Source organism: Stenotrophomonas sp. PI_27 (assembly GCF_027854495.1).
Lineage (GTDB): Bacteria > Pseudomonadota > Gammaproteobacteria > Xanthomonadales > Xanthomonadaceae > Stenotrophomonas > Stenotrophomonas pavanii.
Genome location: NZ_JAJNOF010000016.1, coordinates 71357 through 88305, shown reverse-complemented (window position 1 = coordinate 88305; position 16949 = coordinate 71357). Strand labels below are relative to the sequence as shown.

Annotated in this window: 17 protein-coding genes and 1 pseudogene; 8 read left to right on the top strand and 10 right to left on the bottom strand. The window is 68.4% G+C overall.

Features of this window, described 5'->3' with window-relative positions:
- Positions 1 to 7 precede the first annotated feature (7 nt).
- From LRM18_RS17780 to LRM18_RS17745, 8 genes are all read left to right on the top strand, one after another.
- Positions 8 to 757, top strand: a complete 750-nt coding sequence (locus tag LRM18_RS17780) for a TerC family protein (protein WP_005408127.1) — start codon at positions 8 to 10, stop codon at positions 755 to 757.
- Between the two features lie 229 nt (positions 758 to 986).
- Positions 987 to 2147 (top strand): MFS transporter, encoded by a 1161-nt coding sequence (locus tag LRM18_RS17775; protein ID WP_270955157.1) that lies wholly within the window; start codon positions 987 to 989, stop codon positions 2145 to 2147.
- A gap of 563 nt (positions 2148 to 2710) precedes the next feature.
- Positions 2711 to 3331, top strand: coding sequence for a LemA family protein (locus LRM18_RS17770; protein ID WP_049404134.1), 621 nt, complete (start codon positions 2711 to 2713; stop codon positions 3329 to 3331).
- Positions 3332 to 3334: 3 nt separating this feature from the next.
- Positions 3335 to 4222 carry a TPM domain-containing protein gene (locus tag LRM18_RS17765; RefSeq protein WP_270955156.1) on the top strand — a complete coding sequence of 296 codons (888 nt, stop codon included), beginning with the start codon at positions 3335 to 3337 and terminating at the stop codon, positions 4220 to 4222.
- Entirely contained in the window at positions 4222 to 4716 is a 495-nt protein-coding gene (locus LRM18_RS17760; protein WP_049470590.1) for a TPM domain-containing protein, read from the top strand. The genes LRM18_RS17765 and LRM18_RS17760 overlap by 1 nt, the downstream gene beginning before the upstream one ends.
- Before the next feature lie 51 nt (positions 4717 to 4767).
- Positions 4768 to 5655 (top strand): prolipoprotein diacylglyceryl transferase, encoded by an 888-nt coding sequence (gene lgt, locus LRM18_RS17755; RefSeq protein ID WP_053506405.1) that lies wholly within the window; start codon positions 4768 to 4770, stop codon positions 5653 to 5655.
- Complete coding sequence (locus tag LRM18_RS17750; protein ID WP_270955155.1) at positions 5652 to 6446, top strand: thymidylate synthase; 795 nt, start codon at positions 5652 to 5654, stop codon at positions 6444 to 6446. The genes lgt and LRM18_RS17750 overlap by 4 nt, the downstream gene beginning before the upstream one ends.
- 5 nt (positions 6447 to 6451) lie before the next feature.
- Positions 6452 to 6943: a dihydrofolate reductase gene (locus LRM18_RS17745; RefSeq protein WP_270955173.1), complete on the top strand. Its 492-nt coding sequence runs from the start codon at positions 6452 to 6454 to the stop codon at positions 6941 to 6943.
- Between the two features lie 124 nt (positions 6944 to 7067).
- Here the strand turns inward: LRM18_RS17745 and LRM18_RS17740 are convergent, their stop codons facing one another.
- The 10 genes and pseudogenes from LRM18_RS17740 to LRM18_RS17695 form a co-directional block, all read right to left on the bottom strand.
- Entirely contained in the window at positions 7068 to 7712 is a 645-nt protein-coding gene (locus tag LRM18_RS17740) for a DUF1287 domain-containing protein (protein ID WP_270955154.1), read from the bottom strand.
- Positions 7709 to 8725: a symmetrical bis(5'-nucleosyl)-tetraphosphatase gene (locus LRM18_RS17735; protein ID WP_103282782.1), complete on the bottom strand. Its 1017-nt coding sequence runs from the start codon at positions 8723 to 8725 to the stop codon at positions 7709 to 7711. The genes LRM18_RS17740 and LRM18_RS17735 overlap by 4 nt, the downstream gene beginning before the upstream one ends.
- A gap of 15 nt (positions 8726 to 8740) precedes the next feature.
- Positions 8741 to 9124, bottom strand: coding sequence for a Co2+/Mg2+ efflux protein ApaG (gene apaG / locus LRM18_RS17730; protein WP_008268668.1), 384 nt, complete (start codon positions 9122 to 9124; stop codon positions 8741 to 8743).
- A 13-nt stretch (positions 9125 to 9137) separates the two neighbouring features.
- Entirely contained in the window at positions 9138 to 9941 is an 804-nt protein-coding gene (rsmA, locus tag LRM18_RS17725; RefSeq protein WP_270955153.1) for a 16S rRNA (adenine(1518)-N(6)/adenine(1519)-N(6))-dimethyltransferase RsmA, read from the bottom strand.
- On the bottom strand, positions 9938 to 10918 hold the full coding sequence (pdxA, locus tag LRM18_RS17720) for a 4-hydroxythreonine-4-phosphate dehydrogenase PdxA (protein WP_053506410.1): 981 nt from the start codon (positions 10916 to 10918) through the stop codon (positions 9938 to 9940). Before pdxA ends, rsmA begins: the two co-directional genes overlap by 4 nt.
- A gap of 18 nt (positions 10919 to 10936) precedes the next feature.
- Positions 10937 to 12265, bottom strand: a pseudogene (locus tag LRM18_RS17715) (peptidylprolyl isomerase); the annotation flags it as partial.
- Positions 12262 to 14742: an LPS-assembly protein LptD gene (gene lptD / locus LRM18_RS17710; RefSeq protein WP_080355593.1), complete on the bottom strand. Its 2481-nt coding sequence runs from the start codon at positions 14740 to 14742 to the stop codon at positions 12262 to 12264. The gene lptD and the pseudogene LRM18_RS17715, both read right to left, overlap by 4 nt.
- 89 nt (positions 14743 to 14831) lie before the next feature.
- Complete coding sequence (locus LRM18_RS17705) at positions 14832 to 15770, bottom strand: histone deacetylase family protein (protein WP_270955152.1); 939 nt, start codon at positions 15768 to 15770, stop codon at positions 14832 to 14834.
- Positions 15771 to 15779: 9 nt separating this feature from the next.
- Positions 15780 to 16334: a cob(I)yrinic acid a,c-diamide adenosyltransferase gene (locus LRM18_RS17700; protein ID WP_049470556.1), complete on the bottom strand. Its 555-nt coding sequence runs from the start codon at positions 16332 to 16334 to the stop codon at positions 15780 to 15782.
- An 8-nt stretch (positions 16335 to 16342) separates the two neighbouring features.
- The gene (locus LRM18_RS17695) at positions 16343 to 16927 is read right to left on the bottom strand and encodes a hypothetical protein (protein WP_049470553.1); all 585 of its coding nucleotides are present in this window, start codon (positions 16925 to 16927) and stop codon (positions 16343 to 16345) included.
- Positions 16928 to 16949 lie beyond the last annotated feature (22 nt).

Below are 16949 nucleotides of genomic sequence, written 5' to 3'. Positions count from 1 at the left end.
AGTTTCCATGTCCTTTGAGTTCCTCGCCGACCCCAATGCCTGGGTGACCCTGTTCACGCTCAGCGCGCTGGAAATCGTGCTCGGCATCGACAACCTGGTGTTCATTTCCATCGCGGTCAGCAAGCTGCCGGAAGAGCGTCGTCCGTTCGCACGCAAGCTGGGCATCGCGGTGGCCTGCATCACCCGCATCGGCCTGCTTGTCTCGCTGGCCTACCTGGCGCACATGGCGGCCAACCTGTTCACCGTGGCCGGCATGGGCATCTCCATCCGCGACCTGGTGCTGATCGTCGGCGGCCTGTTCCTGATCATCAAGGGCTGCATGGAGATCAAGGAGCTGATCAGCGGCGGCGAGGATGAAGACCCCAGCACCACCAAGGCCTCGGCCGTGTTCGGCTACGTGATCGCGCAGATCGCGGTGATCGACATCGTGTTCTCGCTGGACTCGGTGATCACTGCCGTCGGCATCGCCGACCACATCCCGGTGATGGTGGCCGCCATCCTGCTGTCGGTGCTGGTGATGCTGCTGGCCGCCAACCCGCTGGGCCGCTTCATCGACGCCAACCCCACCGTGAAGATGCTGGCGCTGGCCTTCATCCTGATGATCGGCGCGGTGTTGATCCTGGACGGCCTGGACGTGCACGTGCCCAAGCCCTACATCTACGCTGCGATGGGCTTCTCGGTGCTGGTCGAGTGGCTGAACCTGCTGATGCGCCGCCGCGCCCGCGAGCACAACGTGCCGGGTGCCGGCAACTGGTAAGCACGCCACCGGCGTACACGTTTCCCCCAGAACCCCCGGCCCCGGCCGGGGGTTCTGCGTTGTGGGGGCCCCGGCTCTGCAACCGCCCAGGGGTTTTTGCACGGATGGCGGATTTGCGGGGTCCACTTGTGAATCAGGATCAACAGTGTTTTCCCGGGCCGAGGCTTAATCCGGCGCAGCAAAGCGCGCAGGCTACGCACTCCCGATTCCCGCCCCCCAGGAAACCCCCATGAATTCCAGAGCCGCCTTGCTGGCGCTTGCCGTTGGCGCCTTCGCCATCGGAACCACCGAGTTTGCCCCGATGGGCCTGCTGCCGGTCATCGCCGACGGCGTGGGGGTCTCGATCCCCACCGCCGGCATGCTGATCACCGCCTACGCCGTGGGCGTGATGCTGGGCGCGCCGGTGATGACCCTGCTGATGGGCCGTTTCGGCAAGCGCACCGCGCTGATGCTGCTGATGTCGATCTTCGTGGTCGGCAACCTGCTGTCCGCGCTGGCCCCCAACTACGGACTGCTGCTGCTGTCCCGCCTGGTCACCAGCCTCAACCACGGCGCGTTCTTCGGCATCGGTGCGGTAGTCGCCGCCAGCCTGGTGCCGAAGGAAAAGCAGGCTGCGGCCGTGGCCACCATGTTCATGGGCCTGACCATCGCCAACATCGGCGGCGTGCCGCTGGCGACCTGGGTAGGCCAGCAGCTGGGCTGGCGCCTGTCCTTCGCGGGCACTGCGGCGCTGGGCCTGATCGCGATCACCGCACTGGGCTTCGCGCTGCCGGCGTCCGCGCCGGGACCGCGCCCGGACGTGCGCCGCGAACTGAAGGCGATCCTGCAGCCGCAGGTGCTGCTGGCGATGGCCACCACCGTGCTGGGCGCCGGTGCGATGTTCACCCTCTATACCTACGTCGCACCGGTGCTGACCGAATTGACCGGCGCCTCCAATGCCTTCATCGCGATGTCGCTGGCACTGATCGGCATCGGCTTCACCTTCGGCAACGGCATCGGCGGGCGCATGGCCGACTGGTCGCTGGATGGCGCCACCCGCATCCTGCTGGCCGTACTGGCGGTGCTGATGTTCGTGCTGCCGCTGGCCTTCATGAGCCACGCCACTGCGGCGCTGGGCGTACTGCTGTTCGGCGCGGCGACCTTCGCCCTTGTGCCGCCGCTGCAGATCCGGGTGATGCAGGTGGCCAGCGAGGCGCCGGGCCTGGCGTCGTCGATCAACGTGGGGGCGTTCAACCTGGGCAATGCGGTGGGTGCGGCGCTGGGCGGTGCGGTGATCAGCTCGGGCCTGGGCTACGCCGCGATTCCGGTGGCCGGTGGCCTGCTGGCGGCATCGGGCCTGCTGCTGGCGTGGCTGGGGCGTCCGCGCACTGCGGTGGCCGAGGTCTGCTGAGGGGGGGGGCCGGCAGGGCTTGCAGCCCTGCACCCGCTACAGGCCAAGGCAACGGCCGAAGCAACAGCAACCGCAACAGCCGGCGCTGGTTTTCTGAGGGTTGGGCGGGGCGGTGTGGGTTGGCAGGACACGCCGTGAACCCATCCATGGGGGCTCGATGGCGCCATCCATGGCGCCAACGGTCCTGCCAACCCACACCGCCCCACCTCCGACAGATTGCTGCGATCGGTCGGAACGGCGTCCCGCTCTGGCAGGTGTCGACCTTGATCGACTCGAATGCCTGAAAAACCGGCTTTTGCTTTTGATTTTTTGTTTTGATCTTCCCGCGGTGTGCAGGAAATTGTCCGTGGCCGGGAGGGTGGGTTGGCTGGGGGCGTGAGCGCCATGGATGGCGCGACCGAGCCTACATGGACGTATTCACGGCGTCCCCCAGCTGACCCACCCTCCCGGCCGATCCCGATAGCGCTTCCTTGCCAACCACCGCGGAGGGGGCGGCGCCCGATGGCCGGTCTTTCACCCGGACCATGGCATGCTCGGCGCCAAGCCCACCCGGAACCTCCGCCATGCGCCTGTTCACCCGTGTCCTGCCCCTGATGCTGCTGGCCTCCCTGCTGTCCGGCTGCGGCTACAACGCCATCCAGCAGAAGGATGAGGCGGTCAAGGCCAGCTGGTCCGAAGTGCTCAACCAGTACAAGCGCCGCGCCGATCTGGTGCCCAACCTGGTGCAGACGGTGAAGGGCTTTGCCAGCCAGGAAGAGCGTGTCCTGACCGAAGTCACCAACGCCCGTTCGCGCGTCGGCCAGATCAACGTCAACGCCGACGACGAAGCCTCGCTCAAGCAGTTCCAGCAGGCCCAGGGTGAACTCGGCAGCGCACTGTCGCGGCTGCTGGTGGTCACCGAGAACTACCCGGTGCTGAAGTCCGACCAGAACTTCCGCGACCTGCAGGCCCAGCTGGAAGGCACCGAAAACCGCATCACGGTCGCGCGCGGCCGTTACATCCAGCAGGTGCAGGACTACAACACCTACATCCGTTCGTTCCCGCAGGTGGTCACCGCCAAGATCTTCGGCTACAAGACCAAGCCGAACTTCACGGTGGACAACGAAGCGCAGATCTCCAACGCACCAGCGGTCGATTTCGGCAACGCGCCGCAGCAGCAGCCGGCACCGCAGCCGGGCCACTGACCGATGCGCCTGGCCACCGCGCTGCTGGCCCTGCTGCTGTGGCTGCCGCTGGCAGCGCAGGCACAGCCGCTGGCGCCGATCCCTGCGCTGGACTCGCCGGTGGTCGATACCACCGGCACGCTGGACGCCACGCAGAAGCAGGCGCTGGTGCAGCAGGCGATCGAGCTGCAGCAGCGCAAGGGCAGCCAGCTGCAGGTGCTGGTGGTGCCCACGACCCAGCCGGAGGACATCGCGCAGTACACCACGCGGGTCTTCGACCAATGGCAGATCGGCCGCAAGGGCGTGGATGACGGCGTGCTGCTGGTGGTGGCCAAGGATGACCGGCGCGTGCGCATCGAGCCGGGCTACGGTCTTGAAGGCGCCATCCCCGATGCCATCGCCAACCGGGTCATCCAGGAATACCTGGTCCCGCGCTTCCGCAGCGGCGACTATGCCGGCGGCATCACCGATGCCACGGCGGTGCTGGTCAAGCTGATCGACGGCGAACCGCTGCCGGCACCGGTCAGCGGCCATCGCGGGCGCGAGCCCGGCGCTGGCGGCGACACCTGGTTCCTGGCGCTGTTCCTCGGCGTGTTCGCCGGCAGCATCCTGCGCGGCGTCTTCTCGCGCGTGCCGCGTCCGCTGCGCGGCCTGCTCGGCGGCGCGGGTGCGGCGCTGGCGGCGTTCCTGTTCACCTCCACGCTGCTGGCCAGTGGCCTGGCCGGCGTGGTCGGCCTGATCGTGGCGATGCTGTCCGGGCACCCGGGCCGCTTTGCCGGCGGTGGCGGTTGGGGCGGTGGCAGCTGGGGCGGGGGAGGCGGTTTCGGCGGAGGCGGTGGATTCGGCGGCGGTGGCGGCTGGGGCGGCGGCGGTGGCCGTTCCGGTGGCGGTGGCGCTTCGGGAGGCTGGTGATGATCCAACGTCTGTTCCGCCATGCATTTTCGCCCTCGGTGCGGCGCGCGTTCCCGCCGGCCACGTTGCAGGCGATCACCGAGGCCATCGCGGCCGGCGAGCAGCGCCACGGCGGGCAGGTGATGTTCGCGGTGGAAGCGGATCTGCCGCTGGCCGCGCTGTGGCACAAGGTCACCCCGCGCCAGGCCGCCGAGCAGGCGTTCGCCCGGCTGCGCACCTGGGACACCGCCCACAACAACGGGGTGCTGATCTACCTGCTGCTGGCCGACCACGCGATCGAGATCGTCGCCGATCGTGGCCTGCACGGCCGGGTCAGCCCGGCGCAGTGGCAGCGGGTCTGCACCCACCTGCGCGAGGGCCTGCGCGGCGCCCATCCGGTCGAGGCATTGCAGGATGCGATCGATGAGGTCTCCAGCCTGATCGAAGGGCACTTTCCCGCTTCGACGCGGTCAGACGATGACGGCCTGCCCAACACGCCCCAGCTCCTTGGTTGAGCCGGGGCGGCACTGGCCCGAGAATAGGCGTTCAACCGCAAGGCACCTTCCATGATCTATTTCCACGACATCGACCCCATCGCCCTTTCGCTGGGGCCGATCAAGGTGCATTGGTACGGCATCATGTACCTGCTTGGCTTCACCGCGGCCTGGCTGCTGGGCCGCACGCGCATCGCCGCGGGGCGCCTGCCGGGCGTCGATGCCAACGGATTCTCCGACCTGCTGTTCTACGCCATGCTCGGCGTGGTGCTGGGCGGCCGCATCGGCTACATGCTGTTCTACGCGCTGGGTGATTTCCTGCACAACCCGCTGCTGCTGTTCAAGGTCTGGGATGGCGGCATGAGCTTCCACGGCGGCCTGCTCGGCGTGCTGGGTGCCTGCTGGTGGTGGTCGCGCAAGCACCGCCTGCACTTCTTCGACACCATGGATTTCATGGCGCCGCTGGTGCCGCTGGGCCTGGGCTTCGGCCGCATCGGCAACTTCATCGGTGCCGAGCTGTGGGGCAAGTACACCGACGGGACCTGGGGCGTGGTGTTCCCGTCGGGCCTGCCGGCCCCGCTGAACCAGCTCGACACTGCCACCCTGCAGGCGCAGTTCGCCACCGGCGCATTGAACCCGTACGCCCGCCATCCGTCGCAGTTGTATGAAGCGTTCCTGGAAGGCCTGGTGATGTTCGTGGTGCTGTGGACGGTGTCGGCCAAGCCGCGCCACCGCTATCTGGTCGGCGGCCTGTTCGCGCTGATGTACGGCCTGTTCCGCTTCGCCGTCGAATTCGTGCGCATGCCCGACAACGGTGTCTACGTGGCCTTCGGCTGGCTGACCCGCGGCCAGATCCTGAGCCTGCCGCTGATCGCCTTCGGCCTGGTGCTGCTGGTGATGTCGCGCCGCGCGCCGGTGCTGCAGCCGCAGCCGCCGGTGGCCGCCGGGGGCAAGGCATGAAGGCCTACCTGGACCTGCTGGCGCACGTGCTCGAGCACGGCGCCGAGAAGAGTGATCGTACCGGTACCGGCACCCGCAGCGTGTTCGGCTGGCAGATGCGCTTCAACCTCAACGATGGCTTCCCGTTGGTCACCACCAAGAAACTGCACCTGCGCTCGATCATCCACGAGCTGCTGTGGTTCCTGAAGGGCGACACCAACATCGGCTACCTGAAGGACAACCAGGTGCGGATCTGGGACGAGTGGGCCGACGAGAACGGCGACCTCGGCCCGGTCTACGGCAAGCAGTGGCGCAGCTGGGCCACCGCCGACGGTCGCGAGATCGACCAGATGCAGTGGCTGGTGGAAGAGATCAAGCGCAACCCCGATTCGCGCCGGCTGGTGGTCAGCGCCTGGAACGTGGGCGAGCTTTCGCAGATGGCGCTGATGCCGTGCCACAACCTGTTCCAGTTCTACGTGGTGGACGGCAAGCTCAGCTGCCAGCTGTACCAGCGCAGCGGCGACATCTTCCTCGGGGTGCCGTTCAACATCGCCAGCTACGCGCTGCTGACCCACATGGTGGCGCAGGCCACCGGCCTGGGCGTGGGCGACTTCGTGCACACCCTGGGCGATGCCCACCTGTATTCGAACCACTTCGAACAGGCGCGCGAGCAGTTGTCGCGTGAACCGCGCGCGCTGCCGACGCTGTGGTTGAACCCGGAGGTGACCGACCTGTTCGGCTTCCAGTTCGACGACATCCGCATCGACGGCTACGACCCGCACCCGGCCATCAAGGCGCCGGTGGCGGTATGAGTGCCTTGAAGCTGTCGATGATCGTGGCGCTGGACCGCAACCGTGGCATCGGCCAGGGCAATGCCATGCCCTGGCACCTGCCGGATGACTTCAAGCACTTCAAGGCGCTCACCCTGGGCAAGCCGATCCTGATGGGGCGCAAGACGGCCGAGTCGATCGGCCGCGCGCTGCCGGGGCGGACCAACCTGGTGCTGACCCGCAGCGGCCAGGTGCCGTTCGAGGGCATGCGCGCGGTGGCGTCGCTGGACGAGGCCAAGGCCATTGCCGAAGCCGAGGGCGCCCGCGAGCTGTGCATCATCGGTGGCGGCGAGATCTTCCGTCAGCTGCTGGACCAGGCCAGCGACCTGTACCTGACCTGGGTCGATGCCGAAGTCCCCGCCGATACCCATTTCCCCGAAGTGGACGTGCAGGACTGGCAGGAAGTGAGCAGCGAGCCGCACCGGGCCGACGAACGGCACGCCCATGCGTTCCGCTTCGTGCACTACGTGCGCCGCTGATCGCGGAAGCAACGAAAACACCGACAGGGTAGAGTCGACTGTTAGTCGACTATCGCGCGCAGCGCGGGGTTTTCAGGGGGCGTCAGGAGCAGTCGACTAACAGTCGACTCTACCGGGACTGTCGCTACGGCATCCGGTAATGCCCGATGATCGCGTGCTGGAACAGCAGGTTCTCTTCGCGCGTGCCGCGCGCGATGTTGTGCAGCACCAGCGGTGTGCCATTGGCCAGGCGCCGGTCAGAAACGATGCCCACGTGCAGCAGGCCGTTGCCATTGAGCTTCCAGGCAACGATGTCGCCGGCCGCGTAGTCGGCGGCGAGGGCCGTGACCGGTTGCTGCCAGCCCTGGCGCTCGAACCAGCGCATCAGGTTCGGTACACGACGATGATCGATGTTGCGGTCCGGCCGTGACAGGCCCCAGATCGCCGGATAGGCACTGAAGCTGCCGCGCATGTCCTTATGCACGCGTGCCTGCAGGTCCAGACCCAGATCGCGCAGGGCGCGCACCACCACGTCCGTGCACACGCCGCGATCCAGTGGCACGTCGCCGCCGGGATAGGCCAGTACCTGGTAAGCAGGATCGTAACGGGTGGTGACGCCGATCTGCGCGCGGGCTGCGGCCACCAGTGGCGGCGAAGGGGCCTGCGGCTGCGTCGGCGCATGTGCTGCACCATCCGCAGCCGTGGGAGCAGGCGGCGAGCCGGGCTGGCAGCCGCTGGCCAGGGCCAGCGTCAGCAGCACCGTCCCTGGTGCCCAGCCGCGCCGCGTCACGCCTGCGGCGGGGGACTGTTGTTGGTGCCGCCACCCGCGCCGCCCCCTCCGCCACCACGACGGCGACGGCGGCGTGGGCCACGGTTGCCCGGGGTGGCAGCGGCGTTGCCGCCCTGTTCCTTGCCCTGCGTCGCAGCGGCGGGGCGCTCGTGCGCCGGTCGCGCGGGTGGGCGGGCGTTGGGCACTGGTGCCGGTACATCGCGGCCCGGGACCTGCACCACGCGCAGCTCGTCGGTATCCAGCTGGAGCGCGGTCAGCTTGCCGCCCCAGACCGCACCAGTGTCGATGGCGTGCACGCCCTGGGTGATGGTCAGGCCCAGCGCCGACCAGTGGCCGCAGACCACCTTGAGGTCGCGCTCGACCCGGCCCGGCACCTCGAACCAAGGATACAGCCCCTGTTCCTGTGTGCCCGGCGTGCCCTTGTCCTCGATGCCGATGCGCCCGCGCGGGGTGCAGTAGCGCATGCGGGTGAGCACGTTGATGATCGCGCGCGAGCGGTCGTAGCCGGACAGGTTCGGGGCCCAGCTCGGCTTGTCGCCGTACATGTTGCGGAACAGCTTGCGGTAGCCGGCGCCATGCAGCTGCACCTCGACCTCGGCGGCATGCTTCTCGGCCATCTGCGTGGTCCACTTCGGCGCCAGGCCGGCGTGCACCATCATCCAGCCCAGCTCGCGGTCCACGTGCACCAGCTTCTGCAGGCGCAGCCAGTCCAGCAGTTCGTCGCGGTCCTCGGCCTGCACGATGCGCAGCAGGTCCGGGTTGACCTTGCGCTGTTCCTCTTCGGTACGCGAACCGACGGCCAGCAGCGAAAGATCATGGTTGCCCAGCACCACCACGCTGTGCTCGCGCAGCGAGTGCACCAGCCGCAGCGTTTCCAGCGACTGCCCGCCCCGGTTGACCAGGTCGCCGCAGAACCACAGGGTGTCCTGCGCCGGGTCGAAGCGGATCTTCTCCAGCAACCGCTGGGTGACGTCATAGCAGCCCTGCAGGTCGCCGATCGCCCACACACTCATCGTTCGGCCTCCGTGTCAGTGCAGGGTGCGCGGGACGGCCAGCACGAACGGTGCGACCGGCGCGGCGAATTCGGTGCCATCGTCGGCGACCATGTCGTAGTGCCCCTGCATGGTCCCGTGATCGGTCCCCAGCATGACACCGGACGTGTAACGGAAGTCTTCACCGGGGCGCAGCCGTGGCTGCTCGCCGATCACCCCGTCGCCGTCAACGTGCTCGACACGGCCATTGGCATCGGTGATGCGCCAGTGGCGTGCGACCAGGCGTGCGGCGACCCGCCCCTGGTTGTGGATGCGGATCGTGTAGGCGAACGCGAAGCGGCCGTCTTCCGGGGCGGATTGATCGTCGAGGAAGCGCGGCGCGACTTCGACGGAGATGGCATATACGTCAGCGTCTTCCATACCGGCAGTGTAATCAGGAGGCATTGGCCAAAGCGATGAATTCAGCCACGTCCAGCTGTTCGGCGCGGGCATCGGGACGCACGCCGGCGGCGATGAACTGCTCGGCGGACACCACGTTGTTCAGGGCATTGCGCAGGGTCTTGCGGCGCTGCCCGAAGGCGGCCTTGACCACCTCGGCGAAACGCTTGTGGTCGTTGATGTTGATCGTGGCCGGGTCGCGCGGCACCAGCCGCACCACGGCCGAATCGACCTTCGGCGGCGGCCGGAACGCGCCCGGCGGCACCACGAACAGCGAGGTGACCTGGCAGTAGGCCTGCAGTATCACGCTGAGGCGGCCATACACCTTGCTGCCGGGGCCAGCGGCCATGCGGTCGACCACTTCCTTCTGCAGCATGAAGTGCATGTCGCGGATCACCGCGGCATGCTCCAGCGCATGGAACAGGATGGGCGAGGAGATGTTGTAGGGCAGGTTGCCGACCAGGCGGATCGGCTGGCCGCCGGCCAGTTCGGTGAAGTCCACGCGCAGCACGTCGCGGTGGACGATGGTCAGCTCGCCCAGCGGCTCGGCGGCGGCGGTCAGTGGCGCGATCAGGTCGCGGTCGAACTCGATCACCGTCAGCTGCGGGTGCACGCGCAGCAGCGGCAGGGTGATCGCGCCCTGGCCGGGACCAATTTCAACCAAGCGGTCGCCATCTTTCGGGTTGACCGCCATCACGATCTTGTCGATGTAGTGGCGATCGGCCAGGAAATGCTGGCCAAGCTGCTTCTTGGCCGGGGCGGTGAACACCGGGCCGGAGGGGGAATGCGGGGAATTCATGCGCTCAGTGTACGTTGCCGCGCAAGCTGCGCACACAGCGTCGCTGCCGCCTGCAGGCTGGAAGGATCGGCGATGCCACGCCCGGCCAGGTCCAGCGCGGTGCCATGGTCCACCGCCACGCGAGGGTAGGGCAGGCCCAGGGTCAGGTTCACGGCCTGTTCGAACCCTGAGTACTTCAACACCGGCAGGCCCTGGTCGTGGTACATCGCCAGCACGGTGTCGAAACCGGCCAGCTTGGCCGGCAGGAAGGCGGTGTCGGCCGGCAGCGGCCCGACGAGGTCCAGGCCCTCGGCGCGCAGCCGCTGCAGCAGGGGAATGACCAGGTCCAGTTCCTCGCGGCCCAGATGGCCGTCTTCGCCGGCGTGCGGGTTCAGGCCGAGCACGGCGATGCGCGGCGCGGGCAGGCCGAACTCGCGGCGCAGTGCCGCATGCACGGTGCGCAGGGTGTGCTCCAGGCCGGGGGCGGTGATCGCATCGGCCACCTCGCGCAGCGGCAGGTGGGTGGTGGCCAGCGCCACGCGCACGATGTGGTTGGCCAGCATCATCACCACCTTCACCCCGGCCTGGTCGGCCAGCAGTTCGGTGGTACCGCTGTAGGCGATGCCGCCTTCGTTGATGACTGCCTTGTGCACCGGGCCGGTCACCACACCGTGCAGTTCGCCGGACAGGCAGGCCTGGCCGGCGCCAAGCAGGGCGTCGATGACCGCGCCGGCATTGGCCGGATCGGCCTGGCCGAAGTGGCTGGGCGCAGCGTTGCGGACGGCGCGCAGGCGCAGATCGCCGGGCACGCGTGCTTCGGCGTCCTCGGGCAGCAGTTGCAGCGGCAGGTTCAGCGCGGCCGCGGCCGCGCGCAGGGTGTCCGGGTCGGCAAAGGCCAGCAGCCGGCAATCCTCACGCGGCTGCTGGACGAGGCGGACACACAGTTCCGGGCCGATCCCGGCGGGCTCGCCCGGTACCAGCGCGAGCTCGGGGCGCATCGGTCAGGACTGCGGCGGGGTGGCGGTGTTTTCCGCGCGGTCGCCGCTGCGGAAGCTGACGTAGGCTTCGCCACGCAGTTCCTGCAGGAAGCGGTTGTACTCGTCTTCCAGCTTGCGGCGGCCGATGGTCTCGCGGACCTGGGCACGCTGGTTGTCGGTGGTCACGTCGGTCTGGCGGGTCGCCACGCGCTGCACGATGTGCCAACCGGCGTCGGTGCGGAACGGCTGGCTGACGCCACCGTCCTGCAGGCCTTCGACCTGCTGGCCGAACGCCGGACCGAACGCGTCGGCCGGGAACCAGCCCAGATCACCGCCCTGGCCCTTGCTGTTGTTGTCCTCGGAGGACTCCCGGGCCACGGCCTGGAAGTCGGCACCGCCGGCAATGCGGGCACGCAGGGTGTCGATCTTGGCCTTGGCGGCGGCGTCGGTCTGGTGGTCGTCCACGCGCACCAGGATGTGGCGGCCGTGGAACTCGGTGACCGTATGCTCACCGGCGGCGGCGCTGGCATCGCGCACTTCCACCAGCTTCAGCAGCTGGAAGCCGCTCGGGCCGCGGATCGGGCCGACCACTTCGCCGGGCTTCATCTTTTCCATCAGCTGGGCGAACGCGGTGGGGATCTCGTCCAGGCTGCGCCAGCCCAGGTCGCCGCCTTCCAGTGCGTTCGGGCTGTCCGAATAGCGCACGGCTGCGGCGTTGAAGTCCAGCTCGCCCTTGTCCAGCAGCGTCTTCACGCCATCGGCCTTCTTCTGGCCGGTGGCGATCTGGTCGGCGTTGGCGCCGTCGGGCAGGGCGATCAGGATGTGCGCCAGGTGGTACTGGTTGCCCACCGTGGCCTGCTGCTTCAGCGCGGCGTCGACTTCGCCCTCGCTGACGCTGATGCGGCTCTGCGCGAAGCTCTGGCGCAGGCGCTGCACGGTGATCTCGTCACGCACCGAAGCGCGGAAGTCGTTGAAGTCGATGCCGTCATGGGCCAGGCGCTGGCGCAGGGCGTCCAGGTTCGACCCGTTCTGCTGGGCGATGGAGTTCATCGCCTGGTTCAGCTCCTGGTCGCTGACCCGGATGCCGCTGCCCTGGGCGCGGGCCACCTGCAGCTTGACCAGCACCAGGCGCTCGAGCACCTGGCGGCTGAGCACGTCTTCCGGCGGCAGCTGGTTTTCACGGCCGGCGTACTGCGCCTTGATGTTGGCGATCGCACGCTGGAGCTCGCTCTGCAGGATCACGTCCTCATCGACGACGGCGGCAATGCGGTCAAGCGGCTGCGCCTCCTGGGCAAGCACCTGCAGGGGGGCGGACACGCTGGACACCGCCAGCAGCGAGGCGAGAAGAACGGGGAAGCGCTTGGTCATGGGATCAGGTTCGGATCGTAGTCATCCCGGGTCGCCCCGGTGTTGCTCGGCGGCACGAGATAGAGGTCGTCGCGGTTGTAGCCGAGGATAGCACGGCGCAGGGTACGGTCCGTGTCCTGGCCCAGGGAGCTCAGACCCTTGAGCACGAACTCCAGCTGGATGGCGTTGTTCATCTCGCCTTCGCGGTTGCGGACGTAGCGGCGGGCGACCGCACGCACGGCCAGGCAGCAGCTGTCCCACTGGACGCCGGCGATGATTTCCAGCGGTTCCTTGTCCTGCAGCGAGTAGTAGTAGCGGCCGACCAGGCTCCAGCGCGCATTCAGCGGGTACAGGAACGACAGGTCGGCCTGTTCCAGCAGCGTGCGGTCATGCTTGTTGGCGGTGGCCGGGGCGCCGGAGTTGATGCGGTAACGGTAGCTGAGGTTGATCACGCCATCGTTGGGCATCAGGTAGCGGGCGCGGACGCTGGCCAGATCCTCGCGCTTGTACTTGGGGTCCCACTGGTAGGTGGCACCCAGGGTCCAGCGGTCGTTGATCATGTAGTTGCCGTCGGCGATCCACGCCGACTTGCCCTTCTCCACCGGCGCGCCGCCCGGGGTGACGGTCACCCGCGACTCGTCGAAGTACTGGATCTGGCCGATGGCGGCCGAGAACCGTTCCTTGCCGGTGGTCTGGTCGATGAAGCGGGTGCCCAGTGCCAGGGTCAGCTGGTTGGCATCGTTCTGGCGGTCGGCGCCGGTATAGCGCGAGTCGCGGAACAGCTGGCCCCAGCTGAAGGTGAAGTCACGGGTGTCGAAGATCGGCAGGTCGTCCTGGTTGCGGTACGGCGTGCGCAGGTAGAACAGGCGCGGTTCCAGCGTGTGCAGGAACGACTTGCCGCCGATGGTGGTCTCGCGATCGAAGAACAGGCCGGCGTCGATGCTGCCGATCGGCAGGCTGCGGCTGGGCGATTTGTTGCCGCGCAGCTGCTCCGGCGTGGCGGTGTTCGGGTCGATGCCCTGCGAGACCAGCACGTTGCGGCGGACGCTGTCGGCCAGGCCCTGGTCCAGGTCGTAGCCGGTGTAGCGGTAGGCCAGGGTCGGGGTGACGTACCAGGCCGCGCCGCTGATCGGGAACGACACGTACGGCTTCACGTCCAGGCGCGAGCCGCCGTACATGCGCTGGGTCTGGCCGTTGCGCGTGTACTGCAGGTCCGGGCCGGCGCTGGCGTCGTACTTGAAGTTGATGTCGTCGTGGGTAAAGCGCACCGCTTCGGCGTAGACGCCGGTTTCCAGCCACGGCAGGACCGGCTTGTCCCAGTTGAAGTACAGGCGCGGCTGGCGGTTGTAGGGCAGCGCGCTTTCGTTGAGGGTGTAGTCGGTCAGCTGCCAGCGGTCGGCCATGATGCCGGCCGTCCAGTTCTTGCCGGTGCCGTACAGGCCCACGGTGCTCTGCAGGTTCGAGGCGGTCACCCCGACCAGGCGATTGGCGAAATCCTCGACGTAGCGCTCGTCGCTGACCCAGGCCAGGTTGGCGCGCGCCTGCCAGTGGTCATCCACGTTGTGGTAGCCGCTGAACATGACGCGGCCGCGGTCGCGGTCGCGCAGCTTGTCGTTGGGGATGTAGGCGGTCAGCAGCTCGCCGCGGCCGCCGTTGTAGAGGTAGCGGAACTCGTTGTCGAGCATCAGGCCACGCCGGCTCATGTAGCGCGGCATCAGCGTGTCGTCGTAGTTCGGCGCCAGGTTCAGGTAGATCGGCTGGGTGTAGTCGAAACCGTTGCGGCCGGACATGCCCAGCTGCGGGAACAGCAGGCCGGTCTTGCGGCGGTCATCGATCGGGAACTTGAAGTACGGCGCCCACAGCACCGGCACCTTGCCGATGCGCAGCACGGCATTGCGCGCGGTGCCGAAGCCCTCGTCGTTGTCCACTTCGATCTGCGGCGCCGACAGCTTCCACACCGGCTGCGACGGGTCGCAGGTGGTGTAGGTGGAGCGGTGCATCTGGCCGACCGCACCCTGCAGGTCGACCGACTCGGCGTCGCCGTTGCCGCGGCGCGACACCAGCTGGTACTTGATGTCGGTGATCTTGTGGGTGTCGCTTTCCTGGTTGCCCTCGGCGCGCTTGGCGACCATGCGGATCGAGGAGTCCTGGTAGCGGACATTGCCGTCGGCGATGTAGTTGCCGCTCTCGGTATCGAAACTCAGCTTGTCGGTGCCGACGAACTGGTCGCCCCGGCGCAGTGCCACGTTGCCTTCGTACTGCGGCACGGTGGTGGTGCCCAGCAGCTGGTCGCCCTCGATGTCGGTCGGCTGCTGCTCGCGCGCGGCGCTGGCGGCGGCCTTGTCCTGCCCGGGGACCGGGGTGGGGGCATCGGTGAACGCGGGAATCACGTCGGTAGCCGGGCACAGGCCCCAGTTGAGCGGCTTTTCATCGGCCATTGCCGGCAGGCAGATGGCGATGCTCAGAGGCAGGGGAAGCAGGCGGAGGGCTCGGCGCACGCGGTTCGGATTCGGGCGAAAACGGACGGTAGCTTGCCCCATCCCTTGCATAGGGGCAATGAAGGCGGACGGATCCCGCCGGTTCGGGTTCATCCGGCGGCGGTCCCGGCAGGGGCCGGCATCAGGGCCCGGACATGGGCCACGCTGCATTCGGCAAGGGCCTGCAGGTCGTAGCCGCCTTCCAGCATCGAGACCACCCGGCCGGCCGCATGGCGGCGCGCCAGCGCATGCAGTTCGCGGGTGATCCAGGCGAAATCGTCGGTTTCCAGCATCAGGTCGGCCTGCGGGTCGCGCAGGTGGGCATCGAAGCCGGCCGAGATCAGCAGCAGCTGCGGGCGGAAGTCGTCGATGGCCGGCAGCATCTCGTCGGCCCACACATTGCGGAAGCGGAAACCGCCGCTGCCCGGGGGCAGCAGGATGTTCATCAGGTTGCCCGCACCGCGGTCGCGGCGCAGGCCGGAATTGGGGAACAGCCCGGCCTGGTGGGTGCTGTAGTAGGACACCCGGGCGTCGTGCTGGAAGATGTCCTGGGTGCCATTGCCATGGTGGACATCGAAATCGACCACGGCGATCCGCTCCAGGCCGTGGCGGTCACGGGCGTGGGCGGCGGCGATGGCGATGTTGTTGAGCAGGCAGAAGCCCATCGCCGTGCTGCTGGTGGCGTGGTGGCCCGGTGGCCGCACCGCGCAGAATGCCAGCGGGTCCCCGCCCAGCATCACCGCGTCGACCGCCGCCACGCCGGCGCCGGCGGCATGCACGGCGGCACTGGCCGAGCCGGGCGAGGTCCAGGTGTCCATGTCGAGCTGGCGCAGCGGCGCGGTCTGCGGCTGCAGCACGAAGTCGAGCAGGGCGCTGTCGTGGACGCGGGTCAGATCGCCGAACTTGGCCGGCGGCGCCTCGCGCCAGTCCAGCTGGCCGGGGAACGCGGCGTGCAGGGCATCCAGCACATGCTGCAGGCGTTGCGGGCATTCCGGATGACCGGCGCCGGGGTCATGCAGCAGGCAGGACGGATGGGTGAAGACCAGCATCGTGCCGACTCAGCGCTGGCGCTGCTGCGGCTGCCACAGCGCTTCGCCGTGGCCATCGGCGCGGGCCAGCACCCGGGCCAGCACGAACAGCAGGTCCGACAGCCGGTTGAGGTACTGCAGCGCCTCGCTGCGCACGGCCTCGTGGCGGGCCAGGGTGACCGTCTCGCGCTCGGCGCGGCGGACGATGGTGCGGGCCAGGTGGCAGCGGGCGGCGGCCTCGCCGCCGGCCGGCAGGATGAATTCCTTCAGCATCGGCAGGCCGGCGTTGTAATGATCCAGCTGCTGCTCCAGGGCGGACACGTCGGCGGCGTGGATCGCGGCGTGGCCGGGAATGCACAGCTCGGCGCCCAGGTCGAACAGCTGGTGCTGCAGATGCACCACCAGCGCGCGCACGTCGTCGGGCAGCGCCGTGGCCAGCAGCAGGCCGAGCGCGGCATTGGCTTCGTCGACGGTACCGTAGGACGCCACGCGGGCGTCATCCTTGGCCACGCGCTGGCCGTCGCCAAGGCCGGTGCTGCCGTCGTCGCCGGTGCGGGTGTAGATGCGCGAGAGGCGATGGCCCATGGCGTGGCTCAGTGACGGATGTCGCGGCGGGCCTGCTGGAGCTTCAGTACCTGCTCCACGGCCAGCTGCAGGGCGGCCGCCAGCGCCACGTAGATCGCCGTCGTACGCAGGTACGGGCCGAACCACTGCGCGTAGTTCTGTGCCCAGCCGGCCAGCGTCGGTTCGGCCACGTTGCGGCTGGTCCAGTAGAAGCCGCCCTGTGCCAGCAGGTGACAGACCGCCACCGAGGCCACCAGCAGCAACGTGCCCTTGGCCAGCACCGGCCAGCGTGCGCCCTGGTAGTTGCGGCCCAGCAGCATGCCGCCGGCCCACAGCGAGAAATACGCCGGCAGCAGCAGCCAGTAGCCCGGCGACACGCAGTAGTGCTGCCAGAAATCCAGGCCGCTGCTGCGGATCACGATCCAGTCCACCAGCACGGCGAACACCATCAGCAGCGGGAACGCCCAGCGCGTCCAGGTGGCCAGGTAGAAGCCACCGATGAAGAACACGGCCCAGGAGGCATCGGGGATCGCCGCGAAGTGGTTGACCCGGGTCGCCGCCAGCACCAGCACGAGCACGGACAGGACGAAGGCACGGTTGGCGGTGGCGGACATGGCAGCGGGCCCGGAGCGGATT